The following is a 15,279-nucleotide window of genomic DNA, read 5'->3' on the forward strand; positions in this document are numbered from 1 at the left end:
TTGCCCACGCTACCGGCCGTGACGAACAAGCAGGTCCAGAACCGACAGGACGCCTAGAAGAGGTGCGGCAGTGCCGCCGCGGGTGCTCACCACGCAGGCGCACCGGTTCTCCCTGCCCTCCCCCGTCAGGCGCACCCGCCTGATGCGTCGCGGTGCGAGCGGAACAACCGCCGAGGACAGGGTGGGCGGCACCCTGGAGGAAGAGAAGGTGTGAAGGCGGGAGAGGAGGCGTGATGCGGACCAGCGACGAGATCTATCACCGGGTCCGCTGGGACCCGCGGTTCGACCCGGCCCGGTTCGTGCTGGGGATCAGCCAGCGCGGGGATGTCCTCAAACGCATCCCGCTGCCTTCCTTCGTGCCCGGGGGCGACATCCCGTGGCACCGGGTGGTGTTCATCGAGGCGGACGGCGAGGTGGTCTGGGACCGGGCCACGGGTGTGGACCGCATCGACGCGTCGGGCGCCGGCCGGGTGCGGGACCCGCAAGCGGACCTGAGCTTCGACACGAGCTCCGGCGGGGGCGAGCCCGCCGGCGTCCTCGACGTGTCCCCGACGGCCCGCACGGCGGTGGCCTGGATCCCGCCTGCGGAGCTGTGGCCGCCGATCCAGGACATCCGCCGGGACTACGATCCGCAGATCCACCGCTGGCCGCCGCACGTCAATGTGCTCTTCGGCTTCGTGCCGGAGTCCGACTTCGAGCGGGCGGCCCCGCTGCTCGCCGCGGCGACGGCCGAGACGCCGGTCTTCACCGCCCGGATGGACGGGGTGCGCACCTTCCGGCACAGGGCGTACTTCACGGTGTGGCTCGACCCGACGGCGGCCGGCGAGGCGCCGTGGGCGGACCTGCACCGCGTACTGCAGCAGCGGTTCCCGCGCTGTCGTGGGCCCGCCAAGAACTTCACCCCACATCTGTCCCTGGGCCGGACCCGGGATCCGCGGCGAGTCACCGCGGACTGCGCCACCCGGCTCGACGCCATGACGGCGACAGTCTGGGAACTCGTCCTGCTCTCACGCAGGGGCGACGGGCCGATGCGGCCACGGGCCACGGTCGCCCTGCGCACGGGCGAGGTCCGCCGGCTGCCCGCGCCCGGCCCCGAAGCGCCGGGCCCGGAGGACACGGCCTGGCTCTCCGAGATCACCGACAGGTGAGGCACATAGCCGGGTGAGGCAAGCCTGGCGTGCGCGGCCGGCGTGCTCGATCACCGCGAGTACATACAGCGGCGCCCCGGCGGCACCCACCTGGGCGGATGATTTATCGGCACCCGCAACCTAGGGTGGGGAGTGCAGGTCTGTGACACAGCCTGGGACGAGTGACGAAGCAGGAAGACGCGCGACAGCGCCCAGTCCGCTGTAGGCCAGGCCACGACGAGCGGCGACCGGCGCGGACCGCGCGCACGCCGTCGGGCGTTGGGGATGGACCAAGGGCGGTTCTGAACCATGAAAGATGTACATCGGCTTGAGCCCATCTCGGCGAACCCGGGAAGCGGCACCGTTCTCGCGGCGTGGGAACGGTTCGTGCAGGGCGAGGATCAGGTCCCGGGTGTCCGGCCTTTGGTGGCGATCTCCTGGCACCGCTGCCGAGAGGAGTACCGGGTCGATCCTCACCTCACAGAGGCACCGGTAGCCGTCGCGGAGCTCGACCATACGCCCGAGCACGATGTCGTATTCGCTGAGCTGGGATTTCGTGCCGCCTCCGTGGCACGTGAAGTGGGCAACTTCGGTGGCATCGTTACCGTCACGGATGCCACTGGCCGGATCCTGGCCGAGTGGGGTGATCAAGCCACGCTCGTCAGAGCCGGTGACTCCAATCTGGCGCCCTGGTTCTGCTGGTCCGAGTCCGCGGCCGGCACGAACGGCATGGGCACGGCGCTCGAGGCGTACGGCCCGGTGCCGATCAGGGGTGCGGAGCACTGGTGCCAGGCGTTCCACAACTGGGTCTGCGAGGGCATCGCGGTGCGTGACGTGGTGACCAGGGAACCGATCGCGGTCCTGAACATCTGCTCCTGGCGCAGCCAGCTTCCCGCCGACGCGGGAAGCTGGCTGGCGAACGCGGCCACCATGATCCAGTACAAGCTGAAGAGGCGCGCCCGCGACAGCGGCGCCGAGTTGGTCGCGGCCTACACCCAGGCCAGGGCACGCTCCAGTGCGGCGCTCGCCGCGGTGGACGCCGCGGGCAAGGTGGTGATCGCCGACGACATGGCAAGCGTGCTCCTTGGTGTCCCGGCGTCCACCCCGGCGGTCGACCCGACGCTGCGATGGCATGCCGGGCTGCCGGAATTGATCGCGGCCACCCGGCATGCCGCCAGGCAGGCAGCTCACAATCCTGACTGGGTCGGCTCGACGCAGATCTTCGCCCACCTCGCCGACGAGCCGACATCGATCAGCATCCGACCCGTCTTCTCGTCCGGACACCTGATCGGGAACCTGGTCTCGTTCGGTGCCTCCGACGGGGTGCAGTTGCCTCAGGCGGAGGGGTCCGCGCGCCCTCGGGTGCAGCCGCGCCGACTGGTCGCGATGCGCGACAACCGGATGGTGCTGCTGCGGCTGCCGGAAGTCTCCTTCGCTGAATCGCAGGGGAAAGACGTGTGGCTCTCCACCGATCAGGGGCGATTGCGAGCCGCCTCTCTGAGCCTGGACAAGCTCGACAGTGAGCTGGCGGATGCCGGCTTCCTGCGGGTGCACCGTCGGTATGTGGTCAACCTCAGCCGCATCCGGGAGATCGAGCGCGGGCTCAAGGGCGAGCTGTCTCTGGTCATGGATGACCGGACGAACGGGATGGTGCCGGTTTCCCGGCGGAACGCGCCGGCCGTGCGTCGCGCGCTGGACATCTGAGTTCCTTTCCACAACATCTGTTCCCGGAAGGAAAAGTTCCCGTGTCTGACAGTCCGGACGCCGTTGTCGGCGAGACGAACGTCGGGAGCGCGGGCGGCCTCGGCCTCGCTGTCCCGGCCGGGTATCGCAGTCACCCGACGGGGGGCGCGAGCAACCGCGACTGGTGGCCGAACCGGCTCAACCTGACGATCCTCCGGAAGCACCCCGCCATGGCCGACCCCATGGGCGAGGACTTCGACTATGCCGCGGAGTTCCGGACGCTCGACCTCGACGCCCTGGCGCGGGATGTCGACGAGGTGCTGACGACGTCGCAGGAGTGGTGGCCGGCCGACTTCGGCCACTACGGGCCGCTCGTGATCCGGATGGTGTGGCATAGCGCCGGGACGTACCGCATCGGCGACGGCCGCGGTGGCGCGGGCGCCGGCATGCAGCGTTTCGCGCCGCTGAACAGCTGGCCGGACAATCGCAACCTCGACAAGGCACGCCGACTGCTCTGGCCGGTGAAGAAGAAGTACGGCCGCAAGATTTCCTGGGCCGACCTGATGATCTTCGCGGGCAACCGCGCCCTGGAGACGATGGGCTTTACGACCTTCGGCTTCGCCGGCGGCCGGGCGGACGTCTGGGAGCCCGACGAGGACATCTACTGGGGTCCCGAGCGGGCCTGGCTCGGCAACCAACGTCACGGCGGCGTCCGGGAGCTGGAGAACCCTCTGGCCGCCGTCCAGATGGGCCTCATCTACGTCAACCCGGAGGGACCGAACACCGTCCCGGACCCGCTCACCGCGGCCCGGGACATCCGCGAGACGTTCCGGCGCATGGGGATGAACGACGAGGAGACCGTCGCGCTGATCGCGGGCGGCCACACGTTCGGGAAGACCCACGGCGCGGCCGACCCGGGCGCCTACCTCGGCCCCGAACCCGAGGGCGCCCCGCTCGAGGAGCAGGGCCTGGGCTGGAAGAGCAGCTTCGGCACCGGAAAGGGCGCGGACGCCATCTCCAGCGGGCTCGAGGGTACATGGACACCCACCCCGACAAGATGGGACAACAGCTTCTTCGAGACCCTGTTCGGCTACGAGTGGGACCTGGAGCTGAGCCCCGCCGGTCTGTGGCAGTGGATCCCGAGAGACGGCGGCGGGGCCGGCACCGTGCCGGACGCCCACGACCCGTCCACGACACACTCCCCGACGATTCTGACGACGGACCTCGCGCTGCGGTTGGACCCGGTCTACGAGCCGATCTCGCGGCGCTTCCTGGAGAACCCGGACCAGTTCGCGGACGCGTTCGCCCGGGTCTGGTTCAAGCTGACGCACCTCGACATGGGTCCGATCCAGCGCTACCTCGGACCGCTGGTCCCCCGGGAGACGCTGATCTGGCAGGACCCGGTCCCCGCCGTGGACCACGAGCTCGTCGGGGCGGCGGACATCGCCGCGCTCAAGAGCCAGATCCTCGCCTCCGGACTGTCGGTCTCGCAGCTCGTCTCGACCGCGTGGGCGTCGGCCTCGACGTTCCGCGTCAGCGACAAGCGTGGCGGGGCGAACGGCGCGCGCATCCGCCTCGAGCCGCAGCGGGGCTGGAAGGTCAACGACCCCGACACGCTGGCACAGGTGCTGCGCACCCTGGAGGGGATCCAGGAGTCCTTCAAGAACTCCCAGACCGGGGACAAGAAGATCTCGCTGGCCGACCTCATCGTGCTCGGCGGAGCCGCCGCCGTCGAACAGGCCGCCAAGACCGCCGGCTACGACGTCCAGGTCCCCTTCACTCCGGGGCGCACGGACGCCACGCAGGAGTGGACCGATGCGGAGTCCTTCGCCCCGCTCGAGCCGACCGCGGACGGGTTCCGCAACTACCGCGGCAAGGGCAACCGGCTGCCGTCGGAGCACCTGCTGGTCGACCGCGCGAACCTGCTGAACCTGAGCGCGCCCGAGATGACCGTCCTCGTGGGGGGCCTGCGGGTGCTGGACGCCAACTACCAGCAGTCGCCACTGGGCGTCTTCACCTCGGCGCCCGGAGCGCTGACCAACGACTTCTTCGTGAATCTGCTCGACACGGGCACGGAATGGAAGCCGACATCCGCGACCGCGGAGACCTTCGAGGGTCGCGACCGCGCCACCGGCGGGGTCAAGTGGACCGGTAGCCGCGTCGACCTCGTCTTCGGCTCGAACTCCGAACTGCGTGCCGTCGCGGAGGTCTACGCGAGCGACGACGCACGGGAGAAGTTCGTGCGGGACTTCGTCGCCGCGTGGGACAAGGTCATGAACCTCGATCGGTACGACCTCGCTTGATCCTCCCTCGGGGCCCGGATGCCGGCTTCCGGCTTCTCCTAGCGGTGGCACATCCGGTACGAGCGGTAGCTGGTCGCGGACGAACGGCATGAGCCGACCCGAACCGGCGCTCACCGTTGTCGATGTTATTCATCCGGCGTAGCGTGCTTATTGAATAAGGATTGCCACCCAGTATCGGGCCATGCGAAAAAAGTAATTCAGAGGTCAATTCGGAGAACATTTTTGCCCGAGCGGAGGTGTGCAACCTGCCGCGACGTGCCGCCGCCGTCCGCGCGGCCGATGCGAAGTGGGTACAGAGATTTCGCGATGAGGGGAGTGAAGCCCCAATGACGACCGCGCAGGAGCGAACCGAACTGCTCAACAAGATCGGGTTGGCCGCGCAGAACAAAGCAGCGCTGGGTCAAGTGCTGGGAACCGGAAGCATTGGGGAGGCCCATGAGGGAATGGATGGCCGCTTGCAGGCCACCATTCGTATCAACCCTGATGAGCTGACCTGGGATCCCTCTATTCTGGTCATGCCTCATGAAGGCGATATCGAGCTCGAGCTCGTCAATGACGACCTGAACACGCACTGCGCGCTCCTGCCGAGCAATGGCGACCGGAAGTTCATCTGGTTGGTGAACCATTCGCGAGGCCGGGCGACCCTCAACCTCGACGGGCCGGGCTACTACTGGTTCGGCTCGCCCACGGGCAATGACGAGGGCCGAGGGCTGACCGGGGCCATCGTCGTCCTGGGGGACGCTCCGCCGGAGGCTCGCCTCGACCGTCCCGAACAGCCGCGGCCATAGGAAGAAGAAGGAGGAGGCGGTGTAAATGACCGTCGACTACGTGGACGCGGGTGAGGCTGTCGATCAGGGAACCCTGACCGGCAAGGTCGCGGGCGGGGACGTCGCGCCGCCGGTAGTGGCCGGCGTCAACTACGAGCGCATACTCAATGCCCGCGAGGAACCCCAGAACTGGCTCACCTACTACGGCGCCTACAACGGGCAGCGGTACAGCCCGCTGGACCAGGTCAACACGGAGAACGTCAAGCGTATCGGCCCCGCATGGGTCTTCCAGGCCGGAACGACCGGCCTGATCGCGGGCGCGTCGACCTACTCGTTCGAGGCCGCCCCCATCGTCGTCGACGGGGTCATGTTCCTCTCCGGCTGGGACGGCTGGGTCTGGGCCCTTGACGCGAAGACGGGTGTGGAGATCTGGCGGTACAAGCATGCGGTCCCCTTCGACGTGTCCTTGTGCTGCGGGAACGTGAACCGTGGGGTCGCCGTGGCTCAGGGGAAGGTCTTCTTCGTCACGGCGAATGCTCGTGTGCTCGCGCTCGACGCCACCACCGGCAAGCGGGTCTGGGAGAGGACCTACGGAGACGTCCGGGCCGCGGAGAGCGCCACGGTCGCCCCCCTGGTCGTGAAGAACATGGTCATCGTCGGGAGTTCCGGCGGCGAGTTCGGCGTACGCGGCCACCTCGACGCGTTCGACCTCGACAGCGGCGAGCACCAGTGGCGCTGCTACACGGTGCCGAAGCCCGGGGAGCCCGGCTCGGAGACCTGGCCCGCCGACAGCGAGGCCTGGGCACGCGGTGGGGCGAACTGCTGGGTCACCAGCAGCTTCGACCCGGAGACGAACCTGCTGTACGTCGGCACCGGCAACCCGGCGCCCGACTTTGACGGAGGCGTCCGCGAGGGCGACAACCTCTTCACCGACAGCGTCATCGCCGTCGATGTGGACAGCGGTCAGATCCGCTGGCACTACCAGTGCACCCCGCACGACGTATGGGACTACGACAGCGTCGCGGAGTGCATCCTGTTCGAGCAGGACGGGCGCAAACTGCTCGGGCACTTCGACAAGAACGGCTACTTCTTCGTCCTTGATCGCACCAACGGCGCGAGGGTCCAGATCACTCCCTTCGTGGACCGCATCACGTGGGGGGCGATCACGAGGGACGGCCAGGTGACGGCCAAGGTGTACCCGGACAAGGAGGGAGAACCGGTCCACTTCTACCCGGGTCCGGCCGGCGCCAAGGAATGGACCCATGCGGCCTACAGCCCCAAGACCGGGCTCTTCTACGTCCCGGTCCAGGACACCGGTGCCACGGCCACCCGGCGGCGCCGGGAGTTCAAGGAGAGCATTCCGTACTGGGGCGCGGGCGTTCAGGTGGACATCGAGGACATGGCGGGGTCCATCAGCGCCTTCGACGCCACCGGCGAGGAGAAGTGGCGCTGGCGCAACGAACTCCCGATGTGCGCCTCGGTGCTGGCCACCGGTGGTGACCTGGTGTTCGCCGGTGAGCCCTCCGGGGAGTTCAACGCGCTCGACGCCCGCACAGGGGAGCTGCTGTGGCAGTTCCAGTGCGGAAGCGGCCACCACAGCAGCCCGACCACCTACATGGTCGACGGCAGGCAGTACATCGCCGTGCCGGTCGGTTGGGGCGGGTGGACCGAGGGATTCCTTCCCGGCATGCTCGGCGCGGGGCACGGAAGCGCCCTGATCGTCTTCGCCCTTCCGGAATCGTCGTAGCGCGTGACCGGAGCCTGCCGCAATCCGGGCAGAGAGGAGGTGAATCCATGGAGTCTCAGCTCGCTGTGTGGGAGACGCCCGAATTCGAGGAGATCACAGTCGCGGCCGAGGTGACCATGTACCTCGATCGGTTGGAGGACTAGCGGACGTGGGGCGGCGCCGGACCTGGTCCGGCGCCCTCCAACCACTCAGGACGGCCACAGACGGCCGGCCTGCGACGGACCCGGATTTTCGATGAACGGAGTGCCCGCGTGTTGCTGCGAGTGCTGGGCTCGGCGGCGGGGGGCGGCTCCCCGCAGTGGAACTGCGGCTGCTCGGTGTGCGCCGCGGTCCGCTCCCGGGCCGGCCTCGCGCGCACCCAGTCGTCGGTCGCGGTCAGCGCCGACCGCCGCCGCTGGTTCCTCATCAACGCCTCGCCCGACGCCCGCACCCAGATCGAGGCCTTCCCCGGCCTGCACCCGCACGAGGACCGGACGACGCCGCTGGAGGCGGTGCTGCTCACCGACGCCGAGCTGGACCACACGCTGGGACTGCTTCTGTTGCGCGAGGCCCGCGCCCTGCGGCTGTACGCCACGCCGACGGTGCCCAAGATCCTGGGTGCCGGCGGCTCGGGGATTCTGAGCACGCTCGAGCGCTACTGCCCGGTCGAGTGGCGGGCAGTGATCCCCGGCGCCGGCCTTGCCCTGGCGGACGGGCTGTCCTGCCGGGCGTTCGACGTGCCCACCATCAAGCGCGCTCGGTTCGGAGCCGGGGTGGACCACGGCCGCGTCGTGGGCTACCGGCTGACCGACGAGCGCAGCGGGGCGACGCTGGTGTACTTGCCAGGGGTGCAATCGCTGACGCCGGCGCTGCGCGTGGAGGTCGAGGGTTGCGCATGCCTCCTGATCGACGGGACCTGCTGGCGCGACGACGAACTCGTACGGCTCGGCCTGGCCGACAGGACGTCCCGGGAGATGGGCCACCTGCCCATCGACGGCCCGGACGGCAGCCTGGCCCAGCTCTCGTCGCTGTGCGTGGGGCGGACGATCTTCGTGCACATGAACAACACCAACCCGATCCTCCTGGAGGACGCGCCCGAGCGGCGCATCGTGGAGGAGAGCGGCATGGAGGTGGCCATGGACGGCCTCGAGGTCCAGGTGTAGGGCAGGTGTAGGGCCGTGACGACAACAACCACGAGAACCGGCGCCGACGGTTTCGTCGAGACGTTGCGGGCCCACTCGCGGCGGTACCACGACCAGCACCCGTTCCACGTCCGGATGAACGCCGGCCAGCTGAGCCGCAGGCAGATCCGAGGCTGGGTGGCCAACCGCTTCTACTACCAGGAGAACATCCCCCGCAAGGACGCCGCGATCCTTTCCAACTGCCCCGACCTCGAGGTCCGCCGCCGCTGGATCCGACGGATCATCGACCACGACGGCACTGCCGCCGGCGAGGGCGGCATCGAGGCGTGGCTGCGCCTCGGCGAGGCCACCGGGCTGACCCGCGAAGAGGTCCTGGACCACCGGCACCTGGTACCCGGCGTGCGGTTCGCCGTCGACGCCTACGTGAACTTCGCCCGGACCCGCCCGTGGGTGGAGGCGGTGGCGTCCTCGCTCACTGAGCTGTTCGCGCCCGACCTGATGGCGGCGCGGCTGGCCGGGTTCGAGCGGTGGTACCCGTGGATCGACTCCGAGGGCCTCGCCTACTTCCGCGCCCGCTTGGAGCAGGCCCCCCGCGACTGCGAGCACGCCCTCGAGGTGGTCACTGCGCACTGCCTCTCCGCCGAGTCCCAGGCGCGCGCCGTCGACGCGCTGTCGTTCAAGTGCGACGTCCTATGGAGCCTGCTGGACGCCATCGACCAGGCCTACCCGGAGTGACCGCCATGGACCCGACCCCTACCGGAACGACCCAGACCAACACCAGGACCCGATCCGTCGTCGGGGTGTCCGGCTCGGACCGGCCCCGGTTGGCGCGCCATGTCCGGATGACCTTCTGCCGGACCAGGCAGCGTCAGATCTTGCTGAACCCCGAGACGGTGGTGGTTCTGAACGGCAGCGGCGCGGACATCCTCGAGCTGTGCGATGGGCGGCACACCGTGGCCGAGATCGTGACCGAGCTGGGCGCACGCTACCAGGCCGTCCCGGACGACGAGGTGCGGCAGTTCCTGAGCCGGCTCGTCGCCCGGCGCTGGGTGGAGCTCGACGATGGATAGCCCGTTCGGCCTGCTCGCCGAGCTCACCTACCGCTGCCCGCTGGCCTGCTCGTACTGCTCGAACCCGCTGAACATGGCCGAGTACCAGGACGAGCTGACCACGGACGAGTGGCGGCGGGTACTGGCCGAGGCCGGCGACCTGGGGGTTCTGCAGTGCCATCTGTCCGGCGGGGAACCGCTGCTGCGGCGCGACCTGGTGGAGATCGTGGCGGACGCCCACGATCTGGGCCTCTACACCAACCTCGTGACCAGCGCCCTCGGGCTCTCGCGTCCGAGGGCCGAGCAACTGCGGACCGCCGGCCTGGACCACGTGCAGATCAGCATCCAGGCCGACGAGCCGGCCCTGTCCGACCGGATCGCCGGGACCCCGTCCTTCCGACGCAAGATCGAGGCGATGGGCCTGGTCAAGGAGTTGGGCTGGCCGCTCACCGTGAACGTGGTGCTGCACCGGTACAACATCGACCGCGTCGCCGAGGTGCTCGGGCTGGCCGAGGAGGTGGGCGCGGACCGGGTGGAGCTGGCCAACACCCAGTACTACGGCTGGGCCTGGCGGAACCGTGCCGCGCTGCTGCCGAGCCGGGCCCAGCTCGAGGCGGCCGAGGTCGTCGTGCGGGCCGCCCGGGACCGGCTGCGGGACCGCATGGACGTCATCTACGTCATCCCCGACTACTACAGCACCTACCCGAAGCCCTGCATGGGTGGATGGGCCTCCCGGCAGCTGACCGTGACGCCGAACGGCGACGTCCTGCCCTGCCCGGCCGCCCAGTCCCTGCCGTTGCCGCGGGCCAGCGTGCGGGAGGACCCGCTGGCGTGGATCTGGGCCGAGTCACCGGTGATGACCGCGTTCCGGGGGACGGACTGGATGCCGGAGCCCTGCCGGAGTTGCCCCCGGCGGGAGCTGGACTTCGGCGGGTGCCGCTGCCAGGCGTTCCTGCTCACCGGCGACGCCGCCCGCACCGACCCGGTCTGCCATCTGTCGCCCGACCACGACCTGGTCGCCCGGGCGGTCGAGGCCGCCAACGCCGACTCGCGGGCCGACGATCTTCCGCTTATCCCCCGCCCGCACCGGGTTCGCCGGCCGGCCCGCCAACCGGGTGGAGCGGACCGGCCCGCTCCCGGGGTTGAGTGAGGGCTAGCCGCCGAACACAAACGGCAGCGCCACAGCGGCGACGATCAAGGCGACTCCGCTCAGCAGGTCCGAGCGGATCCGGATGAGGCGCGCCGCGGCCCGCCCGAGCCGCAGCCCGATCAGCGACATCACCGCCGTCATGACGCCGAAGACGGCGGCCGAGAACCACGGCGAGAGCCCGAGGATCCCCAGGCTCGCCCCGGCGAACAGGTTGTCCAGGCTCAGCGTCAAAGGGATGCCGAACAGCACCCACGGGTGGTCCAACTCGTCCGGCTCGGGGTTCCGAAGGGCCGAGATGACAAGGTAGAGACCGTACCCACCGAGCGCGGTCGCGCCCACCAAATCGGCAACGTCCCCGACGGACTCTCCGATCTGGCGACCGATCAACAGCCCGACCAGGGGCATGATCGCGTCCCACAGCCCGAAGGTCAGTGCGACCTGCACCGCGCGCTTCAGACCGAATGGGACGGTGCCGAGAGCGATCGATACCCGGAAATTATCGAGACTGAGTACAAAACCCAGGCCCAGTATTTCCCAGATCATGACGGCGTCGCTGCCCGATGAAGACCGACGCGGGCAGGAACGACGCTGCCTAGACTAGGGTCGGCCATGACGACATGATATCTCGGACGGTCCGCGGAATAAATCCGGCAAGCCGATTTCTCGAAGATTCTCGACACTATTCACCCGACGATGGCCCGCGGAATCGCCACCTCGCGACGGCCCGCTCCCGGAAACACTCCCGCATCGACGGAAATCCGCCGGAGCCAGGAGCCGACCCGGACGAGTCGGCGGCCGTACAATGGACTCACGGAATTCACGATTGTCGTTCGCCCTTTCAACATTCGACCGTCGTGCGGTGCCGATTACTGAGCCCGCGCAGGTCAAATTCTATGCGCGTATTCCTGGAGGATGCCGCCGAGTTGATCACGACCGCTCGAGCCGTTCTGATTCGGTAATCAGTTCGGGTGCCGGTCGCCGAGGCGCCAACGCAACAACCCGGGAGATGGCTGAGAGTAATGGGCACATTGCACAGTGCATCCACGCAGTCAACGCCGACGAGAAAGGGCCACTCTACGACGCCCTGGGCATCACCGTCACCCACGAACACACAACGAGGACCCCGACCACCGGGTCGAGGCCCTCATCTGCGTATCGTCAGTGGTTGTGTCCGAGGGGCGAGTTGACCGCTAACGATACGGTCGTGATCCCGCAAGGGCGGTTCCGGATGCAAGATCCTCCGGGTGGTCCCACCATCTCCTCGTGAGAACTGGTTGCCAACCGCTCCAGTTGGCTGTTCGCGGACTGCCCGGAGAAGCTGCTGGACGCGGGGCGGGCGCGGTGATCAAGATGTCCCGCAGAGCCTCACCGGCGGTGGACGCTGACGGCATAGCCGCCGCCGTCGTAAGGGGCAGCGTCCCAGGTGGCGAAGCGGTCGACGATGGTGAGGCCAACCGCAGCGCAGCAGTCGTCGTACTCTGGCAGGGTGATGCTGGGCGGCACCGGCAGGTGGGCCTCGTCCAGGCCGAAGCCGGCGACGATCAGACCGCCCGGGCGCAGGGCCGCGGCCAGGCGCTCGACCACCGTGGCCTCGGTGCCAGCAGCAAGCAGCGGGAGCCGGAACGCGGGGTGCCGGGTCAGTGGGCGGATGGCGCGGAAGTCCCGCCTGTCGAGGGTGAGCACGGTGTCCGTCTCGTACTGTCCGGCCAGAACGACGTTCACCGAATCCGCGAGATCCAGCTTCAGCTCCGCGTACCGGTCCTGGACGGTCCGCGCGGTACGCAACGCGGCGGCGGACACCTCCGGTACCAGGACGCGCATGGACCGCTCCTGCTGCAGCAGCCAGTCCTGCACCACGTGCGCGGTCTTGCGGTCGACGTTGCGCGTGATGATGTGCTCGATCTCGGCGAACACCAGTGGCGAGATCACCGTCGCCGACGCCTCGCGAAACGCCCTGCGCGCCACCTCGTGCTCGGGATGACGCTGCGGCACCAGAGCATGTCCGGCGCCGAGCCGCTCCCCGCTGACGAGGAATTCGCCGTCGTCCAGCTCCAGGACGTCGGGGCAGTTGTTGTAGCCGGTCGACCCGCGCTCGGCGGGCGTCGATCCGATACGGCGCAGGGGACTCCTTGCAGTGACAGGATCGGTGCTATGGGCACCGAGACGGATTGGGTGTACCGGGTCTTCGAGCCGCACGGCTCGGAGGGATGGCGCCCTTACGGCAGCGATTCCGAACGGTGGCGGGGCGCGATCACCGCCGATGATTCGAGCGAGGGCCCCCAATACGCCGTCGCCCTCGTCGTCGCCGACCTGATGACCGAGTGGAAGATGCGCGGCCTTTCCCGGGCGAGGCACGTGCGGGTCCTCCTCTGGTGTGACGAGGAGGGCGACGAGGCGGACGCGGACATCATCGTGGAGGTCCGGCCGAACATCCACGCTGAGTGACCGGCGGGTGTCCGATTCGCCTTGTCTAACCCGATCCTGCGTCGGGCGTGTCGTAGGGCTCCAGCGACCGCGGCCTCCCTGTCGCCGACGGACGCACCCAGGTCGTGCATGCGGGCGACGAGATCGCGCCCGGCGCCCAGGACCAACTCCCGCACTGCGGTGGGCGCCTGCCGGTAACGGGGCACGGCTTCCGGCCGGTGCCCGACCATGCCGGGGCGGTCCGCACCGCCTGCTCGGGCAGCACCGCGGTATCAGAGCGCACCACCCCATACGCGATGCTCGGTCAGCCCCTCGCGGAAGGCGTCGGCCACCACCAGCGGCGGGTCCAGGCCCCAGCAGCGCAGCTCGTCGACCATGTCCAGGGCCAGCTGCCACTTCGGCACGTGCCCCACCGCGTCGGGGATGCGGGCCCGGCGGCGTCGGTCCACCCGGTCGGCCTCCTCGGCGGGCGCGGCGGCCCGGTCCCACTCGACGGGCAGGAACAGCCGCCAGTCCACCGGGCAGGAGGCGACGTCGGTGACCAGGTGCACGCTCGGGGCCACCTGACAGTTTCGCGGTCTTGCCCAGCGCCCCGCAGTACTGATCGTGTGGTTCTCGACAGGGTTGCTCGCGGCGGCGACCCGTGAGGAGTCGGCCGCCTTGGTCACGATCAGGAGTCGCGCAGGCCGCCCGGGAGGTCGCGCCGGCTGAGGTCGAGGGTGATCCGCCCTCCGCTCAGACGCTCGACGCCCTTGGCCACGTCCTGCCACTGGGCCGTGCTGAAGGAACGGGAATCCACGACGTGCTGACGACCACCGGCCGCGCGGACCGCGTACAGCGCGACGACGGGGTCGTGCCGGTCGCTGTCGAAGCCCAGGTCGGCGATGTCCGGCCAGGACAGCTCCACATAGTCCACCCAGTTCCGGCCTCCGGCGGCCGACCTGCGCTCCTGCTGTACCAGAAATCCCGTGGGTCCGGCCGTGAAGCGGACGCCTTTTCCGGTCACGGTGACGGGACCTGCCGCCGAACCGGTCGATCCCTGTGCGGCCGGTTCCCGCGCGGGCGCCGGCCGCGGTGACGCCCATCCCTCCTGCGCCCGTACGCCGTCCTGGGCCCTGCCGTCCTTGCGTCCGCCGCCGGTGTGTCCCCTTTCGTTGCTTCCCCCGTCCTGGGAGACCAGCCGCACGGACAGCAGCAGGTCACCCGACGGCCTCGGATAGCGGCCCGGTACGCCCTTGCCGCGTACGCGTACGATGCTCTTGTCCCGGGTTCCGGCGGGGACCCGGATCGTCACCGACTGCGGGGCGCGCCTGGTCAGCCCGCTTCCCCCGCAGACACGGCAGCGTTTCTGGCCGTCCTTGCCGGTTCCATGGCAGTAATCGCAGCGCACCCGGGCCCGGTACTCCACCGTCTTTGTCGTGCCGGCTGCGGCTTCCGTGGGGCTCAGCCGCACCACCCCGCGGATGTGCCGCGGTTCGTCGTGCCGTCTCGACCTCAGTCGCGCGAAACGGCCGCGCTGTTCGACGACTTGAAGACGAAAAGGCCGCTCTTCGCGCCGCGCCCGCACCTGGAGGCGGATTATGTAGCAGGAGCCGAGGACTATCGCCCCGCCGACGGCCATCCCGAGTACTCCCAAGCGCCGGTTCGCACTGCGCTGTTCCGCGAGGTCGGAGGTGTGGCTGTTGACATGGTTCGCGTTCACGGTCGTGGTCACGCACTTGTCGGACTCGTTCATCCGCTGTCCGCCGCAGTCCACGCCGTCCGTCAGGAAGGGCGACAGCCCCCAGCAGAACAGCACCACGCCGAAGACAAGAGCGGCATAACTCCCGTAACCCCGACCGCCGGTCACCGCCATCAGGCCCTTCCTTCACGAAGCCCTCCGTTGGACAGACACATCCTGGCCTACGG

Annotated in this window: 15 protein-coding genes and 1 pseudogene; 12 read left to right on the forward strand and 4 right to left on the reverse strand. The window is 69.2% G+C overall.

The window, feature by feature from the left end; all coding sequences use genetic code 11:
• Window positions 1-70 precede the first annotated feature (70 nt).
• From C4B68_RS41750 to pqqE, 11 genes and pseudogenes are all read left to right on the forward strand, one after another.
• Window positions 71-214: a hypothetical protein gene (locus C4B68_RS41750; protein WP_167459016.1), complete on the forward strand. Its 144-nt coding sequence runs from the start codon at window positions 71-73 to the stop codon at window positions 212-214.
• 19 nt (window positions 215-233) lie between these two features.
• Window positions 234-1,070, forward strand: a pseudogene (locus C4B68_RS05840) (RNA repair domain-containing protein); the annotation flags it as partial.
• A gap of 786 nt (window positions 1,071-1,856) precedes the next feature.
• Window positions 1,857-2,831 carry a DNA-binding protein gene (locus tag C4B68_RS05845; protein ID WP_240634194.1) on the forward strand — a complete coding sequence of 325 codons (975 nt, stop codon included), beginning with the start codon at window positions 1,857-1,859 and terminating at the stop codon, window positions 2,829-2,831.
• Between the two features lie 41 nt (window positions 2,832-2,872).
• Window positions 2,873-5,113, forward strand: coding sequence for a catalase/peroxidase HPI (gene katG / locus C4B68_RS05850; protein WP_099502826.1), 2,241 nt, complete (start codon window positions 2,873-2,875; stop codon window positions 5,111-5,113).
• A gap of 326 nt (window positions 5,114-5,439) precedes the next feature.
• Complete coding sequence (locus C4B68_RS05855; protein WP_099502828.1) at window positions 5,440-5,901, forward strand: MSMEG_3727 family PQQ-associated protein; 462 nt, start codon at window positions 5,440-5,442, stop codon at window positions 5,899-5,901.
• A gap of 25 nt (window positions 5,902-5,926) precedes the next feature.
• Window positions 5,927-7,627: a PQQ-dependent dehydrogenase, methanol/ethanol family gene (locus C4B68_RS05860; RefSeq protein ID WP_099502830.1), complete on the forward strand. Its 1,701-nt coding sequence runs from the start codon at window positions 5,927-5,929 to the stop codon at window positions 7,625-7,627.
• A gap of 47 nt (window positions 7,628-7,674) precedes the next feature.
• Entirely contained in the window at window positions 7,675-7,770 is a 96-nt protein-coding gene (gene pqqA / locus C4B68_RS05865) for a pyrroloquinoline quinone precursor peptide PqqA (protein WP_099502832.1), read from the forward strand.
• A gap of 108 nt (window positions 7,771-7,878) precedes the next feature.
• Complete coding sequence (pqqB, locus tag C4B68_RS05870; protein WP_099502834.1) at window positions 7,879-8,769, forward strand: pyrroloquinoline quinone biosynthesis protein PqqB; 891 nt, start codon at window positions 7,879-7,881, stop codon at window positions 8,767-8,769.
• A 15-nt stretch (window positions 8,770-8,784) separates the two neighbouring features.
• On the forward strand, window positions 8,785-9,483 hold the full coding sequence (gene pqqC, locus C4B68_RS05875) for a pyrroloquinoline-quinone synthase PqqC (RefSeq protein WP_099502836.1): 699 nt from the start codon (window positions 8,785-8,787) through the stop codon (window positions 9,481-9,483).
• A gap of 5 nt (window positions 9,484-9,488) precedes the next feature.
• Window positions 9,489-9,818, forward strand: a complete 330-nt coding sequence (gene pqqD / locus C4B68_RS05880; protein ID WP_099502903.1) for a pyrroloquinoline quinone biosynthesis peptide chaperone PqqD — start codon at window positions 9,489-9,491, stop codon at window positions 9,816-9,818.
• Window positions 9,811-10,947, forward strand: a complete 1,137-nt coding sequence (pqqE, locus tag C4B68_RS05885; protein ID WP_099502838.1) for a pyrroloquinoline quinone biosynthesis protein PqqE — start codon at window positions 9,811-9,813, stop codon at window positions 10,945-10,947. The genes pqqD and pqqE overlap by 8 nt, the downstream gene beginning before the upstream one ends.
• A 3-nt stretch (window positions 10,948-10,950) precedes the next feature.
• On the opposite strand, the gene C4B68_RS05890 is transcribed toward pqqE, so the two are convergent.
• Together C4B68_RS05890 and C4B68_RS44640 are read right to left on the reverse strand one after the other, a co-directional pair.
• Window positions 10,951-11,490 (reverse strand): manganese efflux pump MntP, encoded by a 540-nt coding sequence (locus tag C4B68_RS05890; RefSeq protein ID WP_099502839.1) that lies wholly within the window; start codon window positions 11,488-11,490, stop codon window positions 10,951-10,953.
• Window positions 11,491-12,312: 822 nt separating this feature from the next.
• The gene (locus tag C4B68_RS44640) at window positions 12,313-13,143 is read right to left on the reverse strand and encodes a PIN domain-containing protein (RefSeq protein ID WP_373682236.1); all 831 of its coding nucleotides are present in this window, start codon (window positions 13,141-13,143) and stop codon (window positions 12,313-12,315) included.
• Between C4B68_RS44640 and C4B68_RS41755 the strand changes: the two genes are divergently transcribed.
• Window positions 13,099-13,392 (forward strand): hypothetical protein, encoded by a 294-nt coding sequence (locus tag C4B68_RS41755; RefSeq protein WP_167458938.1) that lies wholly within the window; start codon window positions 13,099-13,101, stop codon window positions 13,390-13,392. The two genes, C4B68_RS44640 and C4B68_RS41755, sit on opposite strands and share 45 nt — an antisense overlap.
• A 251-nt stretch (window positions 13,393-13,643) precedes the next feature.
• On the opposite strand, the gene C4B68_RS42995 is transcribed toward C4B68_RS41755, so the two are convergent.
• Both C4B68_RS42995 and C4B68_RS05905 read right to left on the reverse strand, forming a co-directional pair.
• Window positions 13,644-13,922, reverse strand: coding sequence for a transposase (locus C4B68_RS42995; RefSeq protein WP_373682237.1), 279 nt, complete (start codon window positions 13,920-13,922; stop codon window positions 13,644-13,646).
• A 119-nt stretch (window positions 13,923-14,041) separates the two neighbouring features.
• Window positions 14,042-15,226, reverse strand: coding sequence for a DnaJ C-terminal domain-containing protein (locus tag C4B68_RS05905; protein ID WP_104879960.1), 1,185 nt, complete (start codon window positions 15,224-15,226; stop codon window positions 14,042-14,044).
• Window positions 15,227-15,279 lie beyond the last annotated feature (53 nt).

Origin of the sequence: Streptomyces dengpaensis (assembly GCF_002946835.1) — a bacterium.
Taxonomy (GTDB): Bacteria; Actinomycetota; Actinomycetes; order Streptomycetales; family Streptomycetaceae; genus Streptomyces; species Streptomyces dengpaensis.

Excerpts from the sequence above, each read along its gene's own strand:
- C4B68_RS05845 (WP_240634194.1), top strand. The coding sequence starts at position 1,857 with ATGGGCACGGCGCTCGAGGCGTACGGCCCGGTGCCGATCAGGGGTGCG.
- C4B68_RS41755 (WP_167458938.1), top strand. The coding sequence starts at position 13,099 with ATGGGCACCGAGACGGATTGGGTGTACCGGGTCTTCGAGCCGCACGGC.
- C4B68_RS05855 (WP_099502828.1), top strand. The coding sequence starts at position 5,440 with ATGACGACCGCGCAGGAGCGAACCGAACTGCTCAACAAGATCGGGTTG.
- pqqA (WP_099502832.1), top strand. The coding sequence starts at position 7,675 with ATGGAGTCTCAGCTCGCTGTGTGGGAGACGCCCGAATTCGAGGAGATC.
- C4B68_RS05905 (WP_104879960.1), bottom strand. The coding sequence starts at position 15,226 with ATGGCGGTGACCGGCGGTCGGGGTTACGGGAGTTATGCCGCTCTTGTC.
- C4B68_RS05890 (WP_099502839.1), bottom strand. The coding sequence starts at position 11,490 with ATGATCTGGGAAATACTGGGCCTGGGTTTTGTACTCAGTCTCGATAAT.
- pqqE (WP_099502838.1), top strand. The coding sequence starts at position 9,811 with ATGGATAGCCCGTTCGGCCTGCTCGCCGAGCTCACCTACCGCTGCCCG.
- C4B68_RS05860 (WP_099502830.1), top strand. The coding sequence starts at position 5,927 with ATGACCGTCGACTACGTGGACGCGGGTGAGGCTGTCGATCAGGGAACC.
- pqqD (WP_099502903.1), top strand. The coding sequence starts at position 9,489 with ATGGACCCGACCCCTACCGGAACGACCCAGACCAACACCAGGACCCGA.